Origin of the sequence: Pseudomonas sp. WS 5021, from assembly GCF_012985535.1 — a bacterium.
Lineage (GTDB): Bacteria > Pseudomonadota > Gammaproteobacteria > Pseudomonadales > Pseudomonadaceae > Aquipseudomonas.
Window position 1 is genome coordinate 820,321 of the sequence record NZ_JAAQWP010000002.1, and the last position, 18,777, is coordinate 839,097.

At 63.7% G+C, this 18,777-nt stretch carries 16 protein-coding genes; 15 read left to right on the forward strand and 1 reads right to left on the reverse strand.

Annotation, left to right across the window (positions count from 1 at the left end):
- Positions 1-4 precede the first annotated feature (4 nt).
- Entirely contained in the window at positions 5-3,505 is a 3,501-nt protein-coding gene (locus tag HBO19_RS09820; protein ID WP_170057408.1) for a response regulator, read from the reverse strand.
- A 207-nt stretch (positions 3,506-3,712) separates the two neighbouring features.
- Here HBO19_RS09820 and HBO19_RS09825 point away from each other — a divergent pair, with 207 nt between their 5' ends.
- The 15 genes from HBO19_RS09825 (at position 3,713) to HBO19_RS09895 (ending at position 18,770) form a co-directional block, all read left to right on the forward strand.
- A complete protein-coding gene (locus HBO19_RS09825) occupies positions 3,713-4,069 on the forward strand; it encodes a response regulator (RefSeq protein WP_170057409.1) in 357 nt (118 codons plus the stop codon).
- Positions 4,070-4,293: 224 nt separating this feature from the next.
- Positions 4,294-5,055: a hypothetical protein gene (locus tag HBO19_RS09830; RefSeq protein ID WP_169952507.1), complete on the forward strand. Its 762-nt coding sequence runs from the start codon at positions 4,294-4,296 to the stop codon at positions 5,053-5,055.
- A gap of 9 nt (positions 5,056-5,064) precedes the next feature.
- A complete protein-coding gene (locus HBO19_RS09835) occupies positions 5,065-6,522 on the forward strand; it encodes a DUF1254 domain-containing protein (protein ID WP_170057410.1) in 1,458 nt (485 codons plus the stop codon).
- A gap of 25 nt (positions 6,523-6,547) precedes the next feature.
- On the forward strand, positions 6,548-7,948 hold the full coding sequence (locus HBO19_RS09840; protein ID WP_170057411.1) for a DUF1254 domain-containing protein: 1,401 nt from the start codon (positions 6,548-6,550) through the stop codon (positions 7,946-7,948).
- Between the two features lie 45 nt (positions 7,949-7,993).
- The gene (locus tag HBO19_RS09845) at positions 7,994-8,899 is read left to right on the forward strand and encodes a transporter (RefSeq protein WP_169952514.1); all 906 of its coding nucleotides are present in this window, start codon (positions 7,994-7,996) and stop codon (positions 8,897-8,899) included.
- Positions 8,900-8,919: 20 nt separating this feature from the next.
- Complete coding sequence (locus HBO19_RS09850; RefSeq protein ID WP_170057412.1) at positions 8,920-9,651, forward strand: DUF2092 domain-containing protein; 732 nt, start codon at positions 8,920-8,922, stop codon at positions 9,649-9,651.
- Complete coding sequence (locus HBO19_RS28335; RefSeq protein WP_178121152.1) at positions 9,648-10,196, forward strand: hypothetical protein; 549 nt, start codon at positions 9,648-9,650, stop codon at positions 10,194-10,196. Before HBO19_RS09850 ends, HBO19_RS28335 begins: the two co-directional genes overlap by 4 nt.
- A gap of 24 nt (positions 10,197-10,220) precedes the next feature.
- Positions 10,221-11,195, forward strand: a complete 975-nt coding sequence (locus HBO19_RS09860) for a MoxR family ATPase (protein ID WP_169952518.1) — start codon at positions 10,221-10,223, stop codon at positions 11,193-11,195.
- Positions 11,192-12,115, forward strand: coding sequence for a DUF58 domain-containing protein (locus HBO19_RS09865; RefSeq protein ID WP_169952519.1), 924 nt, complete (start codon positions 11,192-11,194; stop codon positions 12,113-12,115). The genes HBO19_RS09860 and HBO19_RS09865 overlap by 4 nt, the downstream gene beginning before the upstream one ends.
- Positions 12,112-12,582, forward strand: coding sequence for a DUF4381 domain-containing protein (locus HBO19_RS09870; protein ID WP_169952520.1), 471 nt, complete (start codon positions 12,112-12,114; stop codon positions 12,580-12,582). Before HBO19_RS09865 ends, HBO19_RS09870 begins: the two co-directional genes overlap by 4 nt.
- Positions 12,569-13,570, forward strand: coding sequence for a VWA domain-containing protein (locus HBO19_RS09875; protein WP_169952521.1), 1,002 nt, complete (start codon positions 12,569-12,571; stop codon positions 13,568-13,570). The genes HBO19_RS09870 and HBO19_RS09875 overlap by 14 nt, the downstream gene beginning before the upstream one ends.
- A complete protein-coding gene (locus HBO19_RS09880; protein ID WP_170057413.1) occupies positions 13,551-15,062 on the forward strand; it encodes a VWA domain-containing protein in 1,512 nt (503 codons plus the stop codon). The genes HBO19_RS09875 and HBO19_RS09880 overlap by 20 nt, the downstream gene beginning before the upstream one ends.
- Positions 15,055-16,110 carry a BatD family protein gene (locus HBO19_RS09885; RefSeq protein WP_170057414.1) on the forward strand — a complete coding sequence of 352 codons (1,056 nt, stop codon included), beginning with the start codon at positions 15,055-15,057 and terminating at the stop codon, positions 16,108-16,110. Before HBO19_RS09880 ends, HBO19_RS09885 begins: the two co-directional genes overlap by 8 nt.
- Positions 16,107-17,108: an HAD family hydrolase gene (locus tag HBO19_RS09890; protein WP_169952524.1), complete on the forward strand. Its 1,002-nt coding sequence runs from the start codon at positions 16,107-16,109 to the stop codon at positions 17,106-17,108. Before HBO19_RS09885 ends, HBO19_RS09890 begins: the two co-directional genes overlap by 4 nt.
- Before the next feature lie 75 nt (positions 17,109-17,183).
- Complete coding sequence (locus HBO19_RS09895; RefSeq protein ID WP_169952525.1) at positions 17,184-18,770, forward strand: arylsulfatase; 1,587 nt, start codon at positions 17,184-17,186, stop codon at positions 18,768-18,770.
- Positions 18,771-18,777: the final 7 nt, after the last annotated feature.

Sequence of the window (18,777 nt, forward strand, 5' to 3'; positions counted from 1 at the left end):
CCACTTAAATGCGTTCCATCTTGGGCAACCACACCCGGATCAGCGAAAACAGCCGGTCCAGGTCAATTGGCTTGGCCAGGTAGTCGTTGGAGCCCGCCGCGAGGCAGCGCTCCTGATCGTCCTTCATGGCCTTGGCCGTCACCGCGATGATCGGCAGCTTGCGCCAGCGCGGGTCCTGGCGGATCAAGGCGGTGGCCTCGTAGCCGTCCATCTCCGGCATCATCACGTCCATCAACACCAGGTCGATGTCCTCGACCTCATTGAGCCTCTCGATCGCCTCACGGCCGTTGCGGCCAATGACCACAATCGCGCCCTTGTGCTCCAGGGCGCTGGTGAGGGCGAAGATATTGCGCACATCATCATCCACCAGCAGCACCTTGCGCCCCTCGAAGACCTTGTCGCGGCTGCGGGCGGTCTTGAGCATCTTCTGTCGTTCCTGGGACAGCTGGGATTCGACTTTGTGCAGAAAGAGTGTCACTTCATCCAGCAACCGTTCCGGCGAACGGGCGCCCTTGATGATGATCGAGCGTGAATACTTGCGCAGTTCTGCCTCTTCGTCGCGGGTCAGGTTGCGCCCGGTGTAGACAATCACCGGCGGGAACGAGCAGATATCCTCGGTGGCCATGCGCTTGAGCAACTCGTTGCCGAGCATGTCCGGCAGCTTGAGGTCGATGATCATGCAGTCGTACACCGTGCTGCGCAGCAGGTCCAAGGCCTCCTGGGCGAAGCCAACGGCGGTGATTTCAATGTCGTCATCACCGATCAGGCGCGCGATGCTGTCGCGCTGCAAATCATCGTCTTCCACCAGCAGGATGCGCTTGACCTTCTGCGTCAGCTTGGCCTCCAGGCGCGCAAATACGTCCTTGAGCTCTTCGCGGGTGGTGGGCTTGACCGCATAGCCGATGGCGCCCATGTGCATGGCGGCTTCCACGCGATCCTCCACGGAAATCACATGCACCGGGATATGCCGGGTCTCGGCGTGTTCCTTGAGGCGTTGCAGCACGGTGAGCCCGGAGTGGTCAGGCAGGCGCATGTCCAAGAGGATCGCGTCGGGCAGGTACTGTTCGGCGAGGCTATAGCCCTCGTCCGCACCATGGGCCACCAGGCAGTGGTAACCCAGCTCATGGGCCAGGTCGAAGAGGATGCGCGCAAAGTTCGGCTCATCTTCCACCACCAGGATGCAACGGGTAACGAACGGTGCCTGCTCGCGGTCGTCGGCAAAGCGCGGGATCAACGCTTCATCCGCCACCGGCAACGGTGAAACCCGTACCGGCGCCACAGGGGCCGGGGCGGCCACCATGGCCCGCGGCTGCTCGATAGGCGGCGCGTCTTCGTCGCGCTCCACGTACTGCTCTGGCAGCACCAGGGTAAAGATGCTGCCCTGGCCCGGCTCACTGGTGACGTTGATGTAGCCGCCGAGCAAGGTCGCCAGGTCGCGGGAAATCGACAGCCCCAGGCCGGTGCCGCCATAGCGGCGGTTGGTGGTGCCGTCGGCCTGGCGGAAGGCTTCGAAGATGCTTTGCTGCTGGTCGGGCGCGATGCCAATGCCGGAATCGCGCACGGTAAAGGCAATGCCCTCCCCCGGCTGGCGGGAAATGGTCAGGCTGACCTGGCCCTTCTCGGTGAACTTGACCGCGTTGGACAGCAGGTTCTTGAGGATCTGTTCCAGGCGCTGACGGTCGGTGAACAGCATCAGCGGCGCGCCGGCCTGCACTTCCACCTGGAAACCCAGCTTGCGGTCGCGGGCCATAGGCTCGAACATCCCGCGCAGGCCCTCGACCAGGCGTGCCACGCTGGTGTTCTCGGGACGCATATCGAGCTTGCCGGCCTCGACCTTGGCAATGTCCAGGATGTCATTGATCAGGTTAAGCAGGTCGTTGCCCGCCGAGTAAATCGACTCGGCAAACTTGACCTGTTCGGCACTGAGGTTTTCCTCGGAGTTTTCCGCCAGCAGCTTGGCCAGGATCAGCGAACTGTTGAGCGGCGTGCGCAGTTCATGGGACATGTTGGCGAGGAACTCGGACTTGTACTTGCTGGAGCGCTGCAACTCGTCGGCGCGGTCCTCCAGCTCGACCTGCACGCGATTGAGCTCGACGTTCTTGCGGTCCATGGCGTCGCGCTGGTCGGCAAGGATCTGGGTCTGCTCGGCCAATTGCTCGTTGGTCTGCTCCAGCTCCGCCTGCTGGGTTTCCAGGTGCGCCTGGGATTCCTTGAGAATGCGCGACTGCTCTTCGAGTTCCTCGTTGGCGGTCTTGAGCTCTTCTTGCTGCACTTGCAACTCTTCGTTGAGCTGCTGGGTCTCGGCCAGCACTTCCTGCAAGCGCTGACGATAGCGCGCCGCCTCGATGGAGGTGCCGATATTGCCCGCGATCAGCTCCAGCAGCTCCACATCGCGGTCGTCCAGGGGGCGCAAGAAGCCCAGCTCGATCACCCCATTGACCCGGTCATCATCGCTGGTCGGCACCACCAGCACGCTACGCGGCGCGCCATCACCCAGGCCCGAGCTGACCTTGAAGTAATCCACCGGCACATCGTCCAGGCGAATCAAACGGTGCTGCTGTGCCGCCTGGCCGACGATCCCCTCATCGCGGTAGATCGCCTGCTCCTGCTGCTCCTGCTCCCGGGAAAAGCCATACGCGGCCACGCGCTTGAGGCCGCCATGTTCTTCGCGCACATACAGCGCAGCCACCACCGAGCCCATGTACTGGGCACAGAATTGCAAAATATTGCGCCCCAGCAGGTTCAGGGTCAGTTGGCCAAGCACCTGTTCAGCCAGCTCGGTCTGCCCGTTGCGCAGCCAGGCCTGCTGTTCCAGGCGCTTGGCGATCTTCATCTGCGAGGCCAGGTTGGCGCTGTAGCTGTCGGAAAGCACCATCAGATTCTTTCTGCCGACGTAGGCCAGGAAACCACTCAGGCCCAGCACAAACAGCAGGTAGAAGGTCACGCTCAGGACTGTGGTGCGAGTCACGTCCTCATTGCGGTCGATGCGAAACTGCTGCTCCATGGCAACCGCGGCGTCGTATTCCTTGCGAATCTCGTCGGTCAGGCGCTTACCCCTCCCGGCTTTCACCGCGCCCCGGTAATCACCGTTCTGCCGTTGCAGGTCAATCATCGTCTGGGCGTAGTTGTTCCACTCCAGTTGCAGCGACTCCAGGCGCTTGAGTCGGTCCACTTGCTGGGGGTTATCCGCCACCAGGGCCTGCAAATTGCGCAGGTCGGAAATGATCCGTGGCTTGGCCACTTCGTAGGGGTCGAGAAAATGCTCATCCCCGGTAATCAGGAAACCGCGCATGCCGGTTTCCTGATCGACAGTCAGTTTCGCGGTTTCATTGAGGTTATTGATCACCCGATCGGTGTGCTCCACCCACTGGATCACCGATAGCAGGTAGGTGATCAGGCACACGAAAAACACCGCGCTGAGCACACCCACGCCCAATGGCAAGGCCACGTTACGGCTCAGGAGTTTGCGGAAACTGTTTTCATCGACGGACGATGCGGGAGTCATGGGCGTGCCTTGGCCAAGAGCGGAAAAACCGGGAGTTTGCCCCAAAATCGTCGGTAAGGGCTACGTTTATGACGTATTTCAACGACACACTCAGGACATTGCGCCGGATTATCGGCACAATACCCACCCCGCTTGGGGAACTTGCCGGGATCGACGCAACTCACTAGAGGATGGTCTCGTTAACACCATCATCTGGGAACCCTCATTATGTCCGCTGCCTCCACCATCCTTGTCGTCGAAGACGATGCCATCGTGCGCATGTTGATCGTCGATGTGCTCGAAGAACTGGAGTTCAAGGTGCTCGAGGCTGAACACGCCGAAGCCGCCCTGGTATTCATAGAAGACAACACCCGTGTGATCGACCTGATGATGACCGACTGGGGCCTGCCGGGCATGAATGGCAAGGAACTGGCGCAGCGAACACGCACATTGCGCCCAAGCCTGCCCATCCTGCTTGCCAGTGGCTATGCCGAAAACATTGAGCTGCCCGCAGGTGTGCAGATGATTGCCAAGCCATTCTCCATCGATCAACTGCGCGATAAAGTCAAAAGCATGCTGGGTTGACTCACCCCCCCTGTATCCCCGCAAACAAACCGTGATTGCCCCCACACAAAGTCATTAATTCGTTCGAGTGACTAGCGAGTCTGAATTTAACTGCTAGCTTCAAACGACATGTCCTACCAGGTTTTCGAATAAGGACTACCGGCAGCCCTACGAAAGCGCTATCGGGTCAGTGACCAAGGAACTGGGGAATCATCATGTTCACAGCACCGCGACTTCCAGCATGTATGTTGGCCGCTTTACTGTTGCCCGCGTGTTCTGCCCAGGCCGATAACGCCGAAACCGCCAACAAGAGCAACAACCCGCTCAACATGGCACCCGGCGCCAACTTGCAGGACTACTACACCCCCAGGCTGTACGACACCAATGCCCATACCAATGACGTGTTGCTGCGCGGCACCCTGCCCATTGCCCCCTCGGACTTTATCGGCGTGCCCCAACTGCTGCGCGCCACCCTGCCCCTGAGCACTCGCCCCGATCCCCATAGCGGCTACAGCACCGGCATCGGTGACCTGAACCTGTTCGATATCTTCCTGCTCAAGACCGAAGGTGTGCAGTTGGGCATCGGCCCGCAGCTCACCGCGCCGACTGCCGAGCACGATGAACTGGGCACCGGCAAATGGCAGGCCGGCCTGGCAGCCGTGGCCATCGACGCCTCGCCCCGTGGCCTGCTGGGCGCGCTGGTGCAGTACCAGAGCTCGTTCGCCGGCGACCGCGACCGGGCCCACGTGGAAAGCGCGACCTTCCAGCCCTTCATCATCCATAACCTGCCCAAGGGCTGGTACCTGCGCTCCACGGGCACCTGGACCTTCGACCTGAAGAACGACACCCACTACATCCCCATCGGCTTTGGTGCGGGCAAGGCCTGGAAAGCCGGCAGCAATATTCTCAACGCCTACGTCGAGCCGCAGTGGACGGTGGCGCGCAAGGGCGATGGCCTGCCGCAGTTCACCCTGTTCGCCGGGATCAACGTGACTTTCGGGAAATAAGGACGATTTATGCAGGCCCTGATGCGCAATGCCGGCTTCACCCTCCTGGCTCTGTCCGCCAGTTGTGGCGTGGGCGTGCATGCCCAGACCCTCGACACCCGCATCGGCCCGATCACCATGGAGGGCGAATTGCCCGCCCACAGTGAAATCGCCAAGCTGTACGGCGAGCTGGATTTCCAACAGGCCACCCAGAGTTTTCTCTGGGCTCTGCCGCTGGTGTCCTACGCCCAATGGCAGGACGAATTCAGTACCAAGCTCGGCGCGCGCAGTGGCGACCTGATGGTGCTCACCACCTACGAAGACAAGCTCGGGGTGATCACGGCCAATGCCACCACCCCGTATATCCTGGGGTTTGTCGACCTCAACGAGACCGGCCCGCTGGTGATCGAGTTGCCACCGGGGCCTACCGCCGGCGGCATTGGCGACTTCTGGCAGCGCGCAATCATCGATATGGGCCAGACCGGCCCGGACCAAGGCAAGGGCGGCAAGTACCTGGTGCTGCCACCGGGCCACGAACCGCCCGCCGATGCGGGCAAGTATTACCTGGCCAAGTCGCAAACGATGAACGTGCTGGTGGGCTTTCGCGTGCTCGACCCCGACCCGGCCAAGGGCAAAGCCCTGGTCGAGCAATTTCGCATGTACCCCTACGCCCAGCGCGCCAACCCTGGCAAAACGCGCTTGCTGTCACCCGCTGGCAAGCCGTGGTCCGGCACCCAGCCGCGCGGCATGGCGTACTGGGAGCGCCTGCACGGGATCATCCAGAAGGAGCCAGTCAACGAGCGCGACCGTTTCTACATGGCCATGCTCGCCAGCCTGGGCATTGAGAAAGACCGGCCGTTCAACCCCAACGAGCACCAGCGCCAGGCCCTGGAGCAAGGTGCGCAGATGGGCGAGTTGATCGCCAAGGCCAACGCCTTCGCCAAGCGCTTCCCCCAGGCCCAGTACTGGCCGGACCGCCAATGGGATACGGTGCTGAACATCGCCGCCCCCTCCCAGCGCGTGACCTTCTACGACCAATTATGGGAGCGCAGCGCCTGGTTCTATGAAGCGGTGACCAACACCAAGGGCATGGTCTCCAAGACTCCGGGCCTGGGCCAGACCTATCTCGGCGCCTACACCGACCAGAAGGGCCAATGGCTCGATGGCGCCAAGCACTACAAACTGCACCTGGGCGCCAACCCACCGGCCAAGCAGTTCTGGTCGATGACGGTGTACGACATCGACAGCCGCTGCCTGATCGACAACCCGCAACGCAAGGCCGACCTGTCTTCTCGCCAGGACCTGAAGAAAAATCCCGACGGTTCGGTGGATTTGTACTTTGGCCCCACCGCGCCAAAAGACTTCGAGAACAACTGGGTGCAAACTCTGCCGGGCAAACACTGGTTCAGCTACTTCCGCTTGTATGCCCCTACCGAGGCCTACTTCGACAAGCGCTGGAAGCTCGACGACATCACCCCTGTTCCCTGACGGTTTGAAGGAAGGACGCACCAACATGATTGGAAAACCGACGCGCCTGCTGCTGGCGAGCCTCTCGATACTGCTGAGTACCGGCGCCTGGGCGGACTTTACCGCCTCCCCCGGCGAAGCCCGGGCCATTGCCAAGGAAGCGTACCTGTATGGCTTCCCGGTAGTGGAAATGTACAAGACCCTCTACACCCAGGCGGTGGACAAGGGCGGCGCCAACTTCAAGGCGCCGTTCAACCACATCGGCAACACCGCCAAGGTTTTCACCCCCAAGGACACGGCCTTCGTCACCCCCAATTCGGACACCCCCTACTCCTTTGTCTGGCTGGACCTGCGCCGCGAGCCGATGGTGCTGACCCTGCCGAAAATCGAGGACAACCGCTATTACTCCGTGCAGTTGATCGACCTCTATACGCAGAACTTCGCCTACCTGGGCACCCGCAGCACCGGCAACAATGGCGGGCACTACATGGTCGCCGGGCCCGACTGGAAGGGCCAGCAACCGGTGGATGTGGACCGTGTGGTCTACAGCGAAAGCAATATCGCCTACGCCCTGTATCGCACCCAGCTGTTCGATGACAAGGACCTGGCCAAGGTCAAGCAGATCCAGGCCGGCTACAAGGTCCAGCCCCTGAGCGGCTACGTCAAACAGGCCGCGCCGGCCAAGGTGGCGAAGATCGAGTGGCCCAAGCCGGCCGCCGAGATGAGCGACAGCCCGCAATTGTTCCGCTACCTGAACTTCATGCTGGCCTTCGCCGCGCCCCAGGACAGTGAAAAAGAGCTGCTGGCGCGTTTTGCCAAGATCGGGATCGCCCCTGGCGCGCCGTTCAAGGTTGCCCAGTTGAGCGCCGAACAACGCAAGGCCCTGGAAGACGGGATCGCCGATGGCAAGGCCGAGTTCGCCACCTTCAAGAAAGACAAGGTCGACACCCATCAAGTGGCCAGCGGTGACCTGTTCGGCAGCCGCGACCACCTGCAAAACAATTACCTGTACCGCTACGCCGGTGCCGACATGGGGATTTTCGGCAACTCCACCGATGAGGCCGCCTACATGGGCTACTTCGTCGACAGCGAGGGCAAGCCGGCCAACGGCGCCAAGCACAGCTACACCCTGCACTTTGCCAAGGGTCAACTGCCGCCCGCCGACGCGTTCTGGTCACTGACCATGTACAACGGCAAAAACAAGCTGTTGGTGGCAAACCACAAGAAACGCTACCTGATCAACTCGCGGATGTTGCCCCAGCTCAAGCTCGATGCCGATGGCGGCCTGACGCTCAAGGTCCAGCATCACGAACCGCCCAAAGCCGAACAAAGCAACTGGCTGCCAGCACCACCCGGTCCGTTCTACGCCGTACTGCGCATTTACCTGCCCAAGCCTGAGGTGGGTAACGGCCAGTGGAAACTACCGGCGCTGACCCCGGTGAAATAACCGCCCCGACACCCCTGACATCAGGCCCAGACAAGGAGTAGCGCCATGGTTTCACGCAGTCGACTGAGTGCATTCGCCGCCGCCACGCTGGCGCTGGTGCCAGGGATAAGTGTTGCGGACAATGCCAGGGATTGGCAGAACACCCCTACCGATCTGAATATGCTGTTCGGCTACTACAACCGGGTGGACACCAACACCCCCATCGACACCACGCTGCCCATCGATGGCCTGTCGCTCAACGCCGATGTGTATCTGTTGCGCTACGCGCGCTCGTTTGGCATCGACGGGCGTAACAGTGCCATCCAGTTTATCCAGCCCTATGCCGATGTTTCGGCGTCCTTCGATAACGCGCGCTTCTTCGATGGCACCAAGCACAACGGCGGCATGGGCGATGCCCAGGTGGTGTTCGCCCATAACATCTTCGGCGGCCCGGCCCTCACGGCGGCGGAGTTCGCCAGCTGGAAACCCGAGACCTTCCTGACCGGTGCCCTGTGGGTCACCGTGCCCACCGGTGACTATGACAAGGACCGCGTGATCAACATCGGCGCCAACCGCTGGGTGGTCAAGCCAGAACTGGGCTTCGGCACGCCGTTGGGCCCCACTTGGCTTGAGATCAATACCTGGGTCTCGCTGTTTGGCGACAACGACGAGTACCACGGCGACAGCAAGCTGGAGCAAAAGCCGCTGTACGCCATCGAGGGTCACTACAGCTACACCATCAATCGCGCGCTCTGGGCCTCGCTGGATGCCACCTACAGCCGGGGTGGTGAAAGCAAGATCGACGGCATCTGGCAGGACAACAAGCAGGAAAACGGCCTGTTGGGGGCAAGCCTGGGCTTTATGCTCACGCCGCAATTCGGCGGGTTGCTGGCCTATTCCGACACCATTGCCGAGCGACGCGGCTCGCCCGACGTGAACACCTGGACCTTGCGCATGCAATACGTCTGGTAATCGCATTCGTGAGGTACGCCATGTCGCGCTTTCATCGTATGTTGCTGGGCCTGCTGCTCGTCAGCGGCGGTGCGGTGGCCGGCGAACTGGAGCCCAAGGCCCTGGCCGCCCTGGAGCAGATGGGCAGCTATCTGCGCAGCGTGCAGCAGTTACGGCTCGATACCGACAGCCGCACCGACCAGGTCCTGGAGGACGGCCAGGTCATCGAGTTCAATCACCAGACTCACCTGCAGGCCAGGCAGCCCGACAAGCTGCGGGTGCAGGTGGAACGCAATGGCGAGCGCCGCAGCCTGTTCTATAACGGCCAGCGCTTCACCCTCTACGACAGCCGCAGCGGCTACTTCACCGAGCAGGCCGCTCCCACGGATATCGCCAGCCTGCTCGCCCAATTAAGTGAACGGTACGGCATCGAACTGCCCCTGGCCGACCTGTTCCGTTGGGACGCCACTACCGCCAAGGCCGCCGGTCTGAGCGACGCACTATGGATCGACAGCCAGACCCTCAATGGCCAGGTATGCGATCACTACGCCTACCGCCAACCGGACATCGACTGGCAACTGTGGGTGCGCCAGGGCCCGCAGCCGCTGCCGTGCCGCCTGGTGATCAGCCGTCGCGACAGCGCCGGGCAGCCGCGCCACAGCGTCGATTATCGCTGGCAGCTGGACGCCCCTAGCAACGACCGCGACTTTGAATTCACCCCGCCAGCCGGTGCCCGGGCAATCCCCCTGGCCCCCGCAGGAGCACAACCATGAAGCCCGTGGCGGCGGTGCTCACTGCCAGTTTGCTGCTGACCCTGTTCGACCCGCTGACCGCCCACGCCTGGCAGATGCGCGGCGGTGGTGGCGCACGGACCTTCGTCGTGCCCCATGGCGGTGGCGGTTTCCATCCACCGCCGCCGCACCCGATGCCGGCGCCCCGGCCCATGCCGCCTCATCCCGAGCCACACCCGCAGCCGGGGCCGCATCCGTATCCAGGGCCGCCGCCCGGCCCGCATCCGCCGCCGTATCCAGGGCCGGGACCAGGGCCTGGGCCGCATCCTTACCCGATGCCGCCACCGCCGCCACCACCGCCACCACCGCCGCCGGATGATTGGTATCACCCCTGGGCCACGGCCGCCGTGATCGGCGCCACCACCGCGACGATCCTGGCCATCGGCACGCGGGTCAACACGGTGCCGGTCGATTGCGTGTCGGTCATCGCCAATGGCGTGGCCTACCAGCATTGCGGGCCGACCTGGTACCAACCGCAGTACGTCGGCAGTTCCGTGCAGTACATCGTGGTCGCCGCACCCTGGTGATCCAATGCTTCAAGGATGATTGTGATGACAGCGCTCAACGATCTTAACGCCCTGCAAGCCAGCATCGCCGAAAGCGTGCTGGGCCAGGACCAGGTTATCCGGCAGATCCTCCTGGGCCTGCTGGCCAACGGTCACCTGCTGCTGGAAAGCCTGCCGGGGCTGGCCAAGACCCGCACGGTCAAGGCCCTGGCCAGGCACCTCGACGCGCAGATGAGCCGGATCCAGTTCACCCCCGACCTGCTGCCTTCGGACATCACCGGCGCCGAGGTGCTGCACCAGGTGGACGGGCAGAACCAGATCCGTTTCCAGCCCGGCCCCTTGTTCGGCAACCTGATCCTGGCTGATGAAATCAACCGCGCCCCGGCCAAGGTCCAGGCCGCCCTGCTCGAAGCCATGGAAGAGCGGCAAATCACCGTGGCCGGCGCCAGCCACGCGCTGCCCGAACTGTTTATCGTGGTCGCCACTCAGAACCCCATCGAACAGGAAGGCACCTACCCACTGCCGGAAGCGCAGATGGACCGCTTTTTGCTGAAAATCCTCCTCGACTACCCCAGCGCCGACGATGAAAGCCAGGTGCTGCGCTTGCTGCGGGCCGAAGAACAGGCAGGCGACGCCCCTGTCACTCAGGGCTTCAACCTGGCACAAGAGGTGATCTTCGCCGCCCGCCGGGAAGTCAGCGCCGTGCAGGTCGCGCCGGCCATCGACCGCTACCTGATCGACCTGATCAACGCCACCCGCCATCCCGGCGACTACGACCCGGACCTGGCACGCTGGATCAGCCTCGGCGCCAGCCCCCGTGGCGGCATCGGCCTGGACCGCTGCGCACGCGCCGATGCCTGGTTGCAGGGCCAGGCATTCGTCACTCCGGCCAACGTGCAAGCGGTGGTGCATCCAGTACTGCGCCATCGCCTGCAACTGAGCTACGACGCGGTGGCCGATGGAGTCAGTGCCGATCAGGTGCTCGACCGCCTGCTGGCCAAAGTGGCGATCCCGGCATGAACGCCGACGGTCAGGTCTACGTGTCCCTCGGGCAGTTGATGGCCCTGCAGTTCCAGGCACGGGGCTTGAGTTTTGTGGCGCGCCAGCCCCAGGGCAGCATCCTGGCGGGCAACCATGCGTCACGCCTGCGCGGGCGCGGCCTGAACTTCGATGAACTGCGGCGCTACCAGCCCGGTGACGACCTGCGCCACCTCGACTGGCGCGCCTCGCTGCGCACCGGCAAGCCGGTGGTGCGCGCCTTTACCGAAGAGCGCGACCGCCCGGCCTTGATCGTGGTCGACCAGCGCATGTCGATGTTCTTTGGCTCGGTGCGCAGCTTCAAATCAGCCGTCGCCGCCGAACTGGCGGCGCTCGCCGCGTGGATGGTATTCAACGCAGGCGACCGGGTCGGCGGCGTGGTGTTCAACGATGAGCGCATCGACGCCGTGGCCCCGTTGCGCAGCCGCAAGCGGGTCGAGGCCCTGTGCAGCCGTATCGTGCAGCACAACCAGGCGCTCAATGCGCGCAATCCGGACCATGAGGGCGACGGGCAACTGGACAAGGTCTTGCAGCATTGCCTGGCGCTGGCCGGGCATGACCATTTGATCTGCATCGTCAGCGACTTTGCCGGCGCCGGGCCGCGCACCCTGCAACTGCTGCGCCAGCTGTCGGCCCATAACGATGTGCTCGCCTTGCAGGTCTACGATCCGCTGGCCCTCAACGTGCCCAAAAGTGGCCAACTGCGCGTGACCCAGGGCCAGTTGCAGGTGGAATTGGCCGTGCAACAACAGCAGGTGCGCCAACCCCTGGGGGATTTTCTCGGCGGCCGCCTCAAGGATGTCGCCAACCTGTTGCGGCGCAGCCAGGTGCCCGTGCTGATGTTCAGCAGCGCCCTGCCCGCCGCCGAGCAATTGCGCGACGAACTGGGCAGGCGCCGTTGAACGCCCAGGTGCCGAGCATCGAACAGCTGCAAGAGCTGGGCTTGCCCGCGCCCGTCAGCTACTGGCCGCAGACCTGGGGTTGGTGGCTGCTGCTCGGCCTGCTGATCCTCGGCCTGCTGGTGTGGGCGGCCAGGGCCTGGCTTGCGTGGCGCCGCAATGCCTATCGCCGTGAGGCCCTGGCCCGCCTGGATGCGCTGGAGGATCTACGGGAACTGCCGGTGTTACTCAAGCGCGTGGCGCTGTCGATGCCCCTGGCCCCCGAAGAGCTGCAACGCGTGCCGACCTTGAGTGGCGCCGACTGGCAAGCCTTCCTGCAACGCCATGGCGCTGGGCAGGTGCCGGCGGACCTCAGCCGGCAACTGGCCGAACTGGCTTACGCGCCGCCCGAGGCGCTGGGCGCCGAACAGCGTGCACGCCTGCTGGCCCAGTGCCGAACCTGGGTGGAGGGGCATCATGTGGCAGCTTGATTACCCCTGGTTGTTGCTCCTGCTGCCAGCGCCCTGGCTGGCCTGGCGTTACCTGCCCGCCTACCACGAGGCGCGCAGCGCGGTGCGGGTGCCGTTTTTCGCCGGGATGAGCCGCGCGGTGGGGCAAGCCCCGGCAGCCAGCGGCAGCCGCAGCAATCGCGGGCAACTGCTGCTCAACCTGCTGGTCTGGGCCCTTCTGGTGCTGGCCGTGGCGCGCCCGGTCTGGGTAGAAAAACCTATCGAACGCCAACAGCCGGTGCGCGACCTGATGCTGGCCATCGATATTTCCCAGTCCATGCAGACCCAGGACTTCACCGACGCCAGCGGCCAGAAGATTGACCGCCTGGCCGCAGTCAAACAGGTGGTGCAGGGGTTTATCCAGCGGCGCAAGGATGACCGCCTGGGCCTGATCCTGTTTGGCAGCGGCGCCTACCCCCAGGCACCGCTGACCCTGGACCATGCCAGCCTGGCGCTGCTGCTCGATGACAGCGGCATCGGCATGGCCGGGCCCAACACGGCCATTGGCGATGCCATCGGCCTGAGCCTGAAGCTGCTGGACGCGGCCCACGAGCAGGAGAAAGTGCTGATCCTGCTCACCGACGGCAACGACACCAGCAGCGCAATCACCCCGGACCACGCCGCCAGCATGGCTGCGGCCAAAGGCGTGGTAATCCATACCATCGGCATTGGCGACCCCGGCGCGTCGGGCGAGGCCAAGGTCAACCTGGGCGCCTTGCAACAGATTGCCGACGCCACCGGCGGGCGCTATTTCCGTGCAGAAAACCGCGACACCCTGGACCAGATCTACAGCACCCTCGACCAGCTCACCCCCCATCAGGTCCAGACCCTCAGCCACCAACCCAAGCGCGATCTGTTCTGGCTGCCCCTGGGCGCAGCCTTGAGTGTGTTCGCCGTATACCACCTGATCGCTGCAGCATGGCCGTACCGCACCAGACGGGAGGTGCCGGATGGCGTTCAACCTCAGTGACTTGCACTTCCTGCGCCCCGCCTGGCTGCTACTGGCCTTGATCGGCGTGCTGCTGCCCCTGCTCTGGCGGCGTAACCGCGACCTGCAACGCCGCCTGCGCGGCAATATCGCCCCGCACCTGTTGCCGCACCTGCTGCTCACGCCCAGCGATCCCCATCGCCTGCGCCCGGTGCACCTGGCCAGTGCGTTGCTGGTGCTCGGCGCCCTCGCCGCTGCCGGGCCGACCTGGGAGCAGGACCGACCGGCCTTCCTGGAGAATCGCGCACCGTTGATCATTGCCCTCGACCTGTCCCCGTCCATGGACAACATCGACGTGCCGCCCACCCGCCTGGAAGCGGCCAAGCACAAGGTGCATGACCTGGTTGCGCGGCGCAAAGGCGCAAGAACCGCACTGATCGTCTACGCCGGCAGCGCGCACCTGGTGTTGCCGCCCACCGATGACCCGGCGCTGCTGGACAGCTTTATCCAGGCCCTCGCCAGCGACCTGATCACACGGCCGGGCAAGGACGTGGCTGCGGTCATCGAGCAAGCCAGGCGCCTACTCGACGCAGAAAAGTCCCCCGGCACCCTGCTGCTGCTCAGCGACGGGGCCGACGTCGCCCAACTGCCCCGGCTCAAGCCCCTGTTGGCCGACAGCCCGCTGCAAGTGTTGGTCCTGGCGGTGGGCAGCAACCCCGGCAGTTTCGACGCCCCGGCCTTGAAGCAACTGGCCGCCGCCACCGATGCGCCGCTGGGCAGCTTGACCCTCAATGACGACGACCTGGACTGGGTGGAGCTGCACGCGCAGCAGCACTTCCAGGCGGCCGATGAACAACAGCGCGCCCTGCAATGGAAAGACGAAGGCTACTGGCTGTGTTGGCCGCTGTTGCTGGTGGCACTGTTCGGCGTGCGCCGGGGCTGGAGCCTGAATTGGGCCGCCGTGGTGATGCTGGGCCTGTTCCTGCAACCCGCGCCGGCCCAGGCCAACGGGCTGGCCGATGCTTTTCTGACAGCCGATCAACAAGGGCGCTGGGCCTTCGAGCACCATCACTACCCCGCCGCCGCCCGCCTGTTTGTCGACCCCTACTGGAAAGGCATCGCGGCCTATAACGCCGCCGACTACGATCTGGCCCAGGCCACCTTCGCCCAACTCGACAGCGCGCAGGCGGCGTTCTACCTGGGCAATATCCATGTGCGCCGCTTCAAGTTCGACCAGGCCATCAGCGCCTACCAGCAAGCCTTGCAGCGCCAGCCACAGTTCCCCGAGGCCAGTGCCAACCTGGCATTGGCCATGGCCCTGAAAAAAGACACCGAAAGCGCCGCCGACAACGCCCCCGAGGTCAAGCCCGACACGATCAAGTTCGACAAGACGCCCGGCAAGGGCCAAACCAAGGCGGTGCAGACCGAACAAGCCAGCAGTGACGCCCTGTGGTTGCAGAACCTGACCACCTCGCCAGCCAACTTCCTGCGGCGCAAATTCAGCCTGCAAGACCAGGGCGGCGCCCATGAATAAGCCTGCCCTGCTCGGCCTGCTGTTCTGCACACAGCTCATGGCCGGCGAGCCGCAACTCAAGGTGCACGTGCAACTGCTGCCCGGCCCGGCAGTGATGGTGGGCGAGCAAGCGCAGTTGCAGGTGGACGTGCTGACCGACACCTGGTTCACCACTGCCGCCAGCCTGCCCGCCCTGCAATTGCCGGGCGCCCGGGTCGAGGCACCGGGGGGCGAGGCCGAGCACCTGACCCAGGTGATCGACGGCCAGAACTTCTATGGCATGCGCTATCGCTACCGCATCACTCCCAACGTGGCACAGCAGTTCAACGTGCCGTCCCTGGCCGTCAGCGCCCAACCCGGTCAGGCCAGCGCCCCTCTGACTGCGCACAGCGCGCCACTGGCGTTCAAGGCCACGCTGCCACCCGGATTCAACCCCGGCGAGAACCTGCTGGTGGCCGAAGGGGTGCGCCTGAGCCAACACCTCAGCACCTCGGCCACACCGCTGAAGGTGGGCGACAGCCTGACCCGCACCCTCACCCTGCAAGCCGACAACACCCCGGCGCTGTCCTTGCCGGCGCCGCCTCAAGCCTCGATCGAAGGCCTGCGCGCTTACCCGCAGGCGGCGCTGATCAGCAACCTGGACGACGGGCGCAGTACTGTCAGCGGCGGCCAGCGCGTGGACCGTTGGGTATACCGGGTCGAACAGGGCGGCCATTACCAGTTACCGGCCATCAGCGTGAAATGGTGGGACAGCCGCAACCATCGCCTGCAAGTGGCGCAGTTGCCCGCCATCAGCGTCGAAGCCCTGGCTGGCAGCGACTACCGCCCGACCTTTTCGATCGCCCAGGACCTCAAGGACTTGGGCCAACACACGCGCTGGCAACTGTCGCGCCACGGCCTGGCCTGGAGCGCGGCGCTGGTGCTGCTGCTATTGGCCGGCTACCTCGGCCACTCGCTCTGGCCACGGCTGCCAGCACTGTGGCGCCGCGCCTGGGCGACATTGCGCCGGGTCTGCCGTCGACTACGCTTGCTACCACTGAACCCCCGTCGCGAAAAGGATTTCCCATGACGTCTCTGCGCCGCTCCCTGCCCCTGCTGCTGTGCCTGAGCTTTCCCGCATGGGCCAGCGACCCGCTGCCATCATGGAATGAAGGACCGAGCAAACAGCACATCATCGAATTCGTCCAGGCCGTGACCGCCGAAGGTTCGACGGACTACGTCAAGCCCGCCGAGCGCATCGCCGTGTTCGACAACGACGGTACCCTGTGGACCGAGCAGCCGGCGTACTTCCAGGTGCTGTTCGCGTTCGATGAAATCAAGCGCCTGGCGCCCCAGCACCCGGACTGGAAAACCACCCAACCGTTCAAGGCCGTGCTGGAAAACGACCACCAGGCCCTGGCCCAGAGCGGCATGGACGGCCTGCTGAAAATCATCGGTGCGACCCATACCGGGATCAGCACCGAGACCTTTATCGCCAATGCCAAGGCCTGGCTGACCCAGGCCCGCCATCCGAAAACCGGCAAGCCCTACACCGAGATGATCTACCAGCCGATGCTGGAAATGCTCGACTACCTGCGCAGCCAGCAATTTAAGACCTACATCGTGTCCGGCGGCGACACCGCCTTCATGCGCGCCTTTGCCGACGTGGTCTATGGCGTACCGCCGGAACAGGTGATCGGCAGCAGCTTCGTCACGCAGTTCCAGATCAACGACGGCAAGCCGCAGATCCTGCGTACCGCCAAGCTGGCCCATAACGACGATGGCCCGGGTAAGCCGGAAAGCATCGATGCGGTGATTGGCCGGCGACCGATCCTCGCCTTCGGCAACTCCGACGGCGACTTGCAGATGCTGCAATGGACGGCGGCAGGCGCGGGGAAACGTTTCATGGGGCTGGTGCACCACACCGACGCTGCGCGGGAGTGGGCGTATGACCGCAACTCTTCGGTGGGGCGCCTGGACAAGGCCCTGGACGAGGCCAATACAAAGGGTTGGACCGTGGTCGATATGGCCGCCGACTGGCGGCGTATCTACCCGTTCGAACCGGTTGTGCAAAAGCAGGTGCAATAAGCAAAGACGTCGCGATGGACTGTAGTAAACGTTGGTCGCAGCAGTGCGACTCAAGCCGATAAAGGAGCAGGTCTCATGACTCGCATATGCAAGTGGCTACCGAAACTGGCCCTGGTGGCGGTTTCAGTGATGGGGGTCGGGGCGACAGCCCTGGCCGCCGAAAAGCCGAATATCCTGGTGATATTCGGCGATGACATCGGGCAAACCAATATCAGCGCCTATTCCATGGGCGTCGTGGGCTACAAGACCCCGAACATCGACCGTATCGCCAAGGAAGGCATGATGTTCACCGACTATTACGCGGAGAACAGTTGCACCGCCGGGCGCTCGTCCTTTATTACCGGCCAGACGCCGTTGCGCACTGGCTTGTCCAAGGTCGGCATTCCCGGTGCACCGGTAGGCCTGCAAAAGCGCGACATCACCATCGCCCAGGCGCTCAAGTCCCAGGGCTACGCCACCGGGCAATTCGGCAAGAACCACTTGGGCGACCGCGATGAGTACCTGCCCACCAACCATGGTTTCGATGAGTTCTTCGGCAACCTGTACCACCTCAATGCCGAAGAAGAGCCGGAACGTCCTTACTGGCCCAAGGACGACGCGGCCTTCGTCAAGGCCAACACCCCACGCGGGGTGATTCACAGTTTTGCCGACGGCAAGATCGAAGACACCGGCGCCTTGACCACCAAGCGCATGGAAACCATCGACGACGAAACCACCGCCGCCGCCCAGGCGTTCATCAAGAAACAGGCCGAGGCCGACAAGCCGTTCTTTGTCTGGATGAACACCACGCGCATGCACGTGTTCACCCACGTGCGCGACTCGATGAAGGGCCAGAGCGGCATGCCCGGCAACGAGTACGCCGATGGCATGCTGGAGCACGACGGTGACGTCGGCAAACTACTGCAGACCCTCGACGACCTGAAAATCGCCGACAACACCATCGTGGTCTACACCACCGATAACGGGCCCAACCAGTTCTCCTGGCCGGACGCGGCAACCACGCCGTTTCGCAACGAGAAGAACTCCAACTGGGAAGGCGCCTACCGGGTGCCGGCGATCATTCGCTGGCCGGGCAAGATCAAGGGCGGCGAAGTCTCCAACGAAATGCTCTCGGGCATGGACTGGTTCCCGACCCTGCTCGCGGCGGCCGGCGATACCGAGGTCAAGGACAAGCTGCTCAAAGGCTGGGCCCCGGTCGCGGGCGGCGCCAACTTCAAAGTGCACCTGGACGGCTTCAACCAACTGCCGTACCTGACCGGCCAGCAACCTAAAGGCGCACGCAACGAGTTCTACTACTTCAACGACGACGGGGTGCTGGTATCGATGCGCTTCGACAACTGGAAAGTGGTGTTCTGCGAACAGCGCCAGCCTGGCGGTTTCCGGGTCTGGAGCGAGCCGTTCGTGTGCCTGCGGGTGCCGAAGATCCTCAACTTGCGCATGGACCCGTACGAGCGGGCGGACGTGGTGTCTGACCAGTATTACGACTGGAGCACCAAGAACGTGTACCTGGCGGGCGTCGCGGTGACCAAATCGGCGGCCTTCCTCGAAACCTTCATCGAGTACCCACCCAGCCAGAAACCGGCGAGCTTCAGCATCGACCAGATTCGCGCGGCGGTGGATGCGAAAATTGCCGAGAAAATGAAGGCAGCGCCGGCGCAGTAAAAGGTCG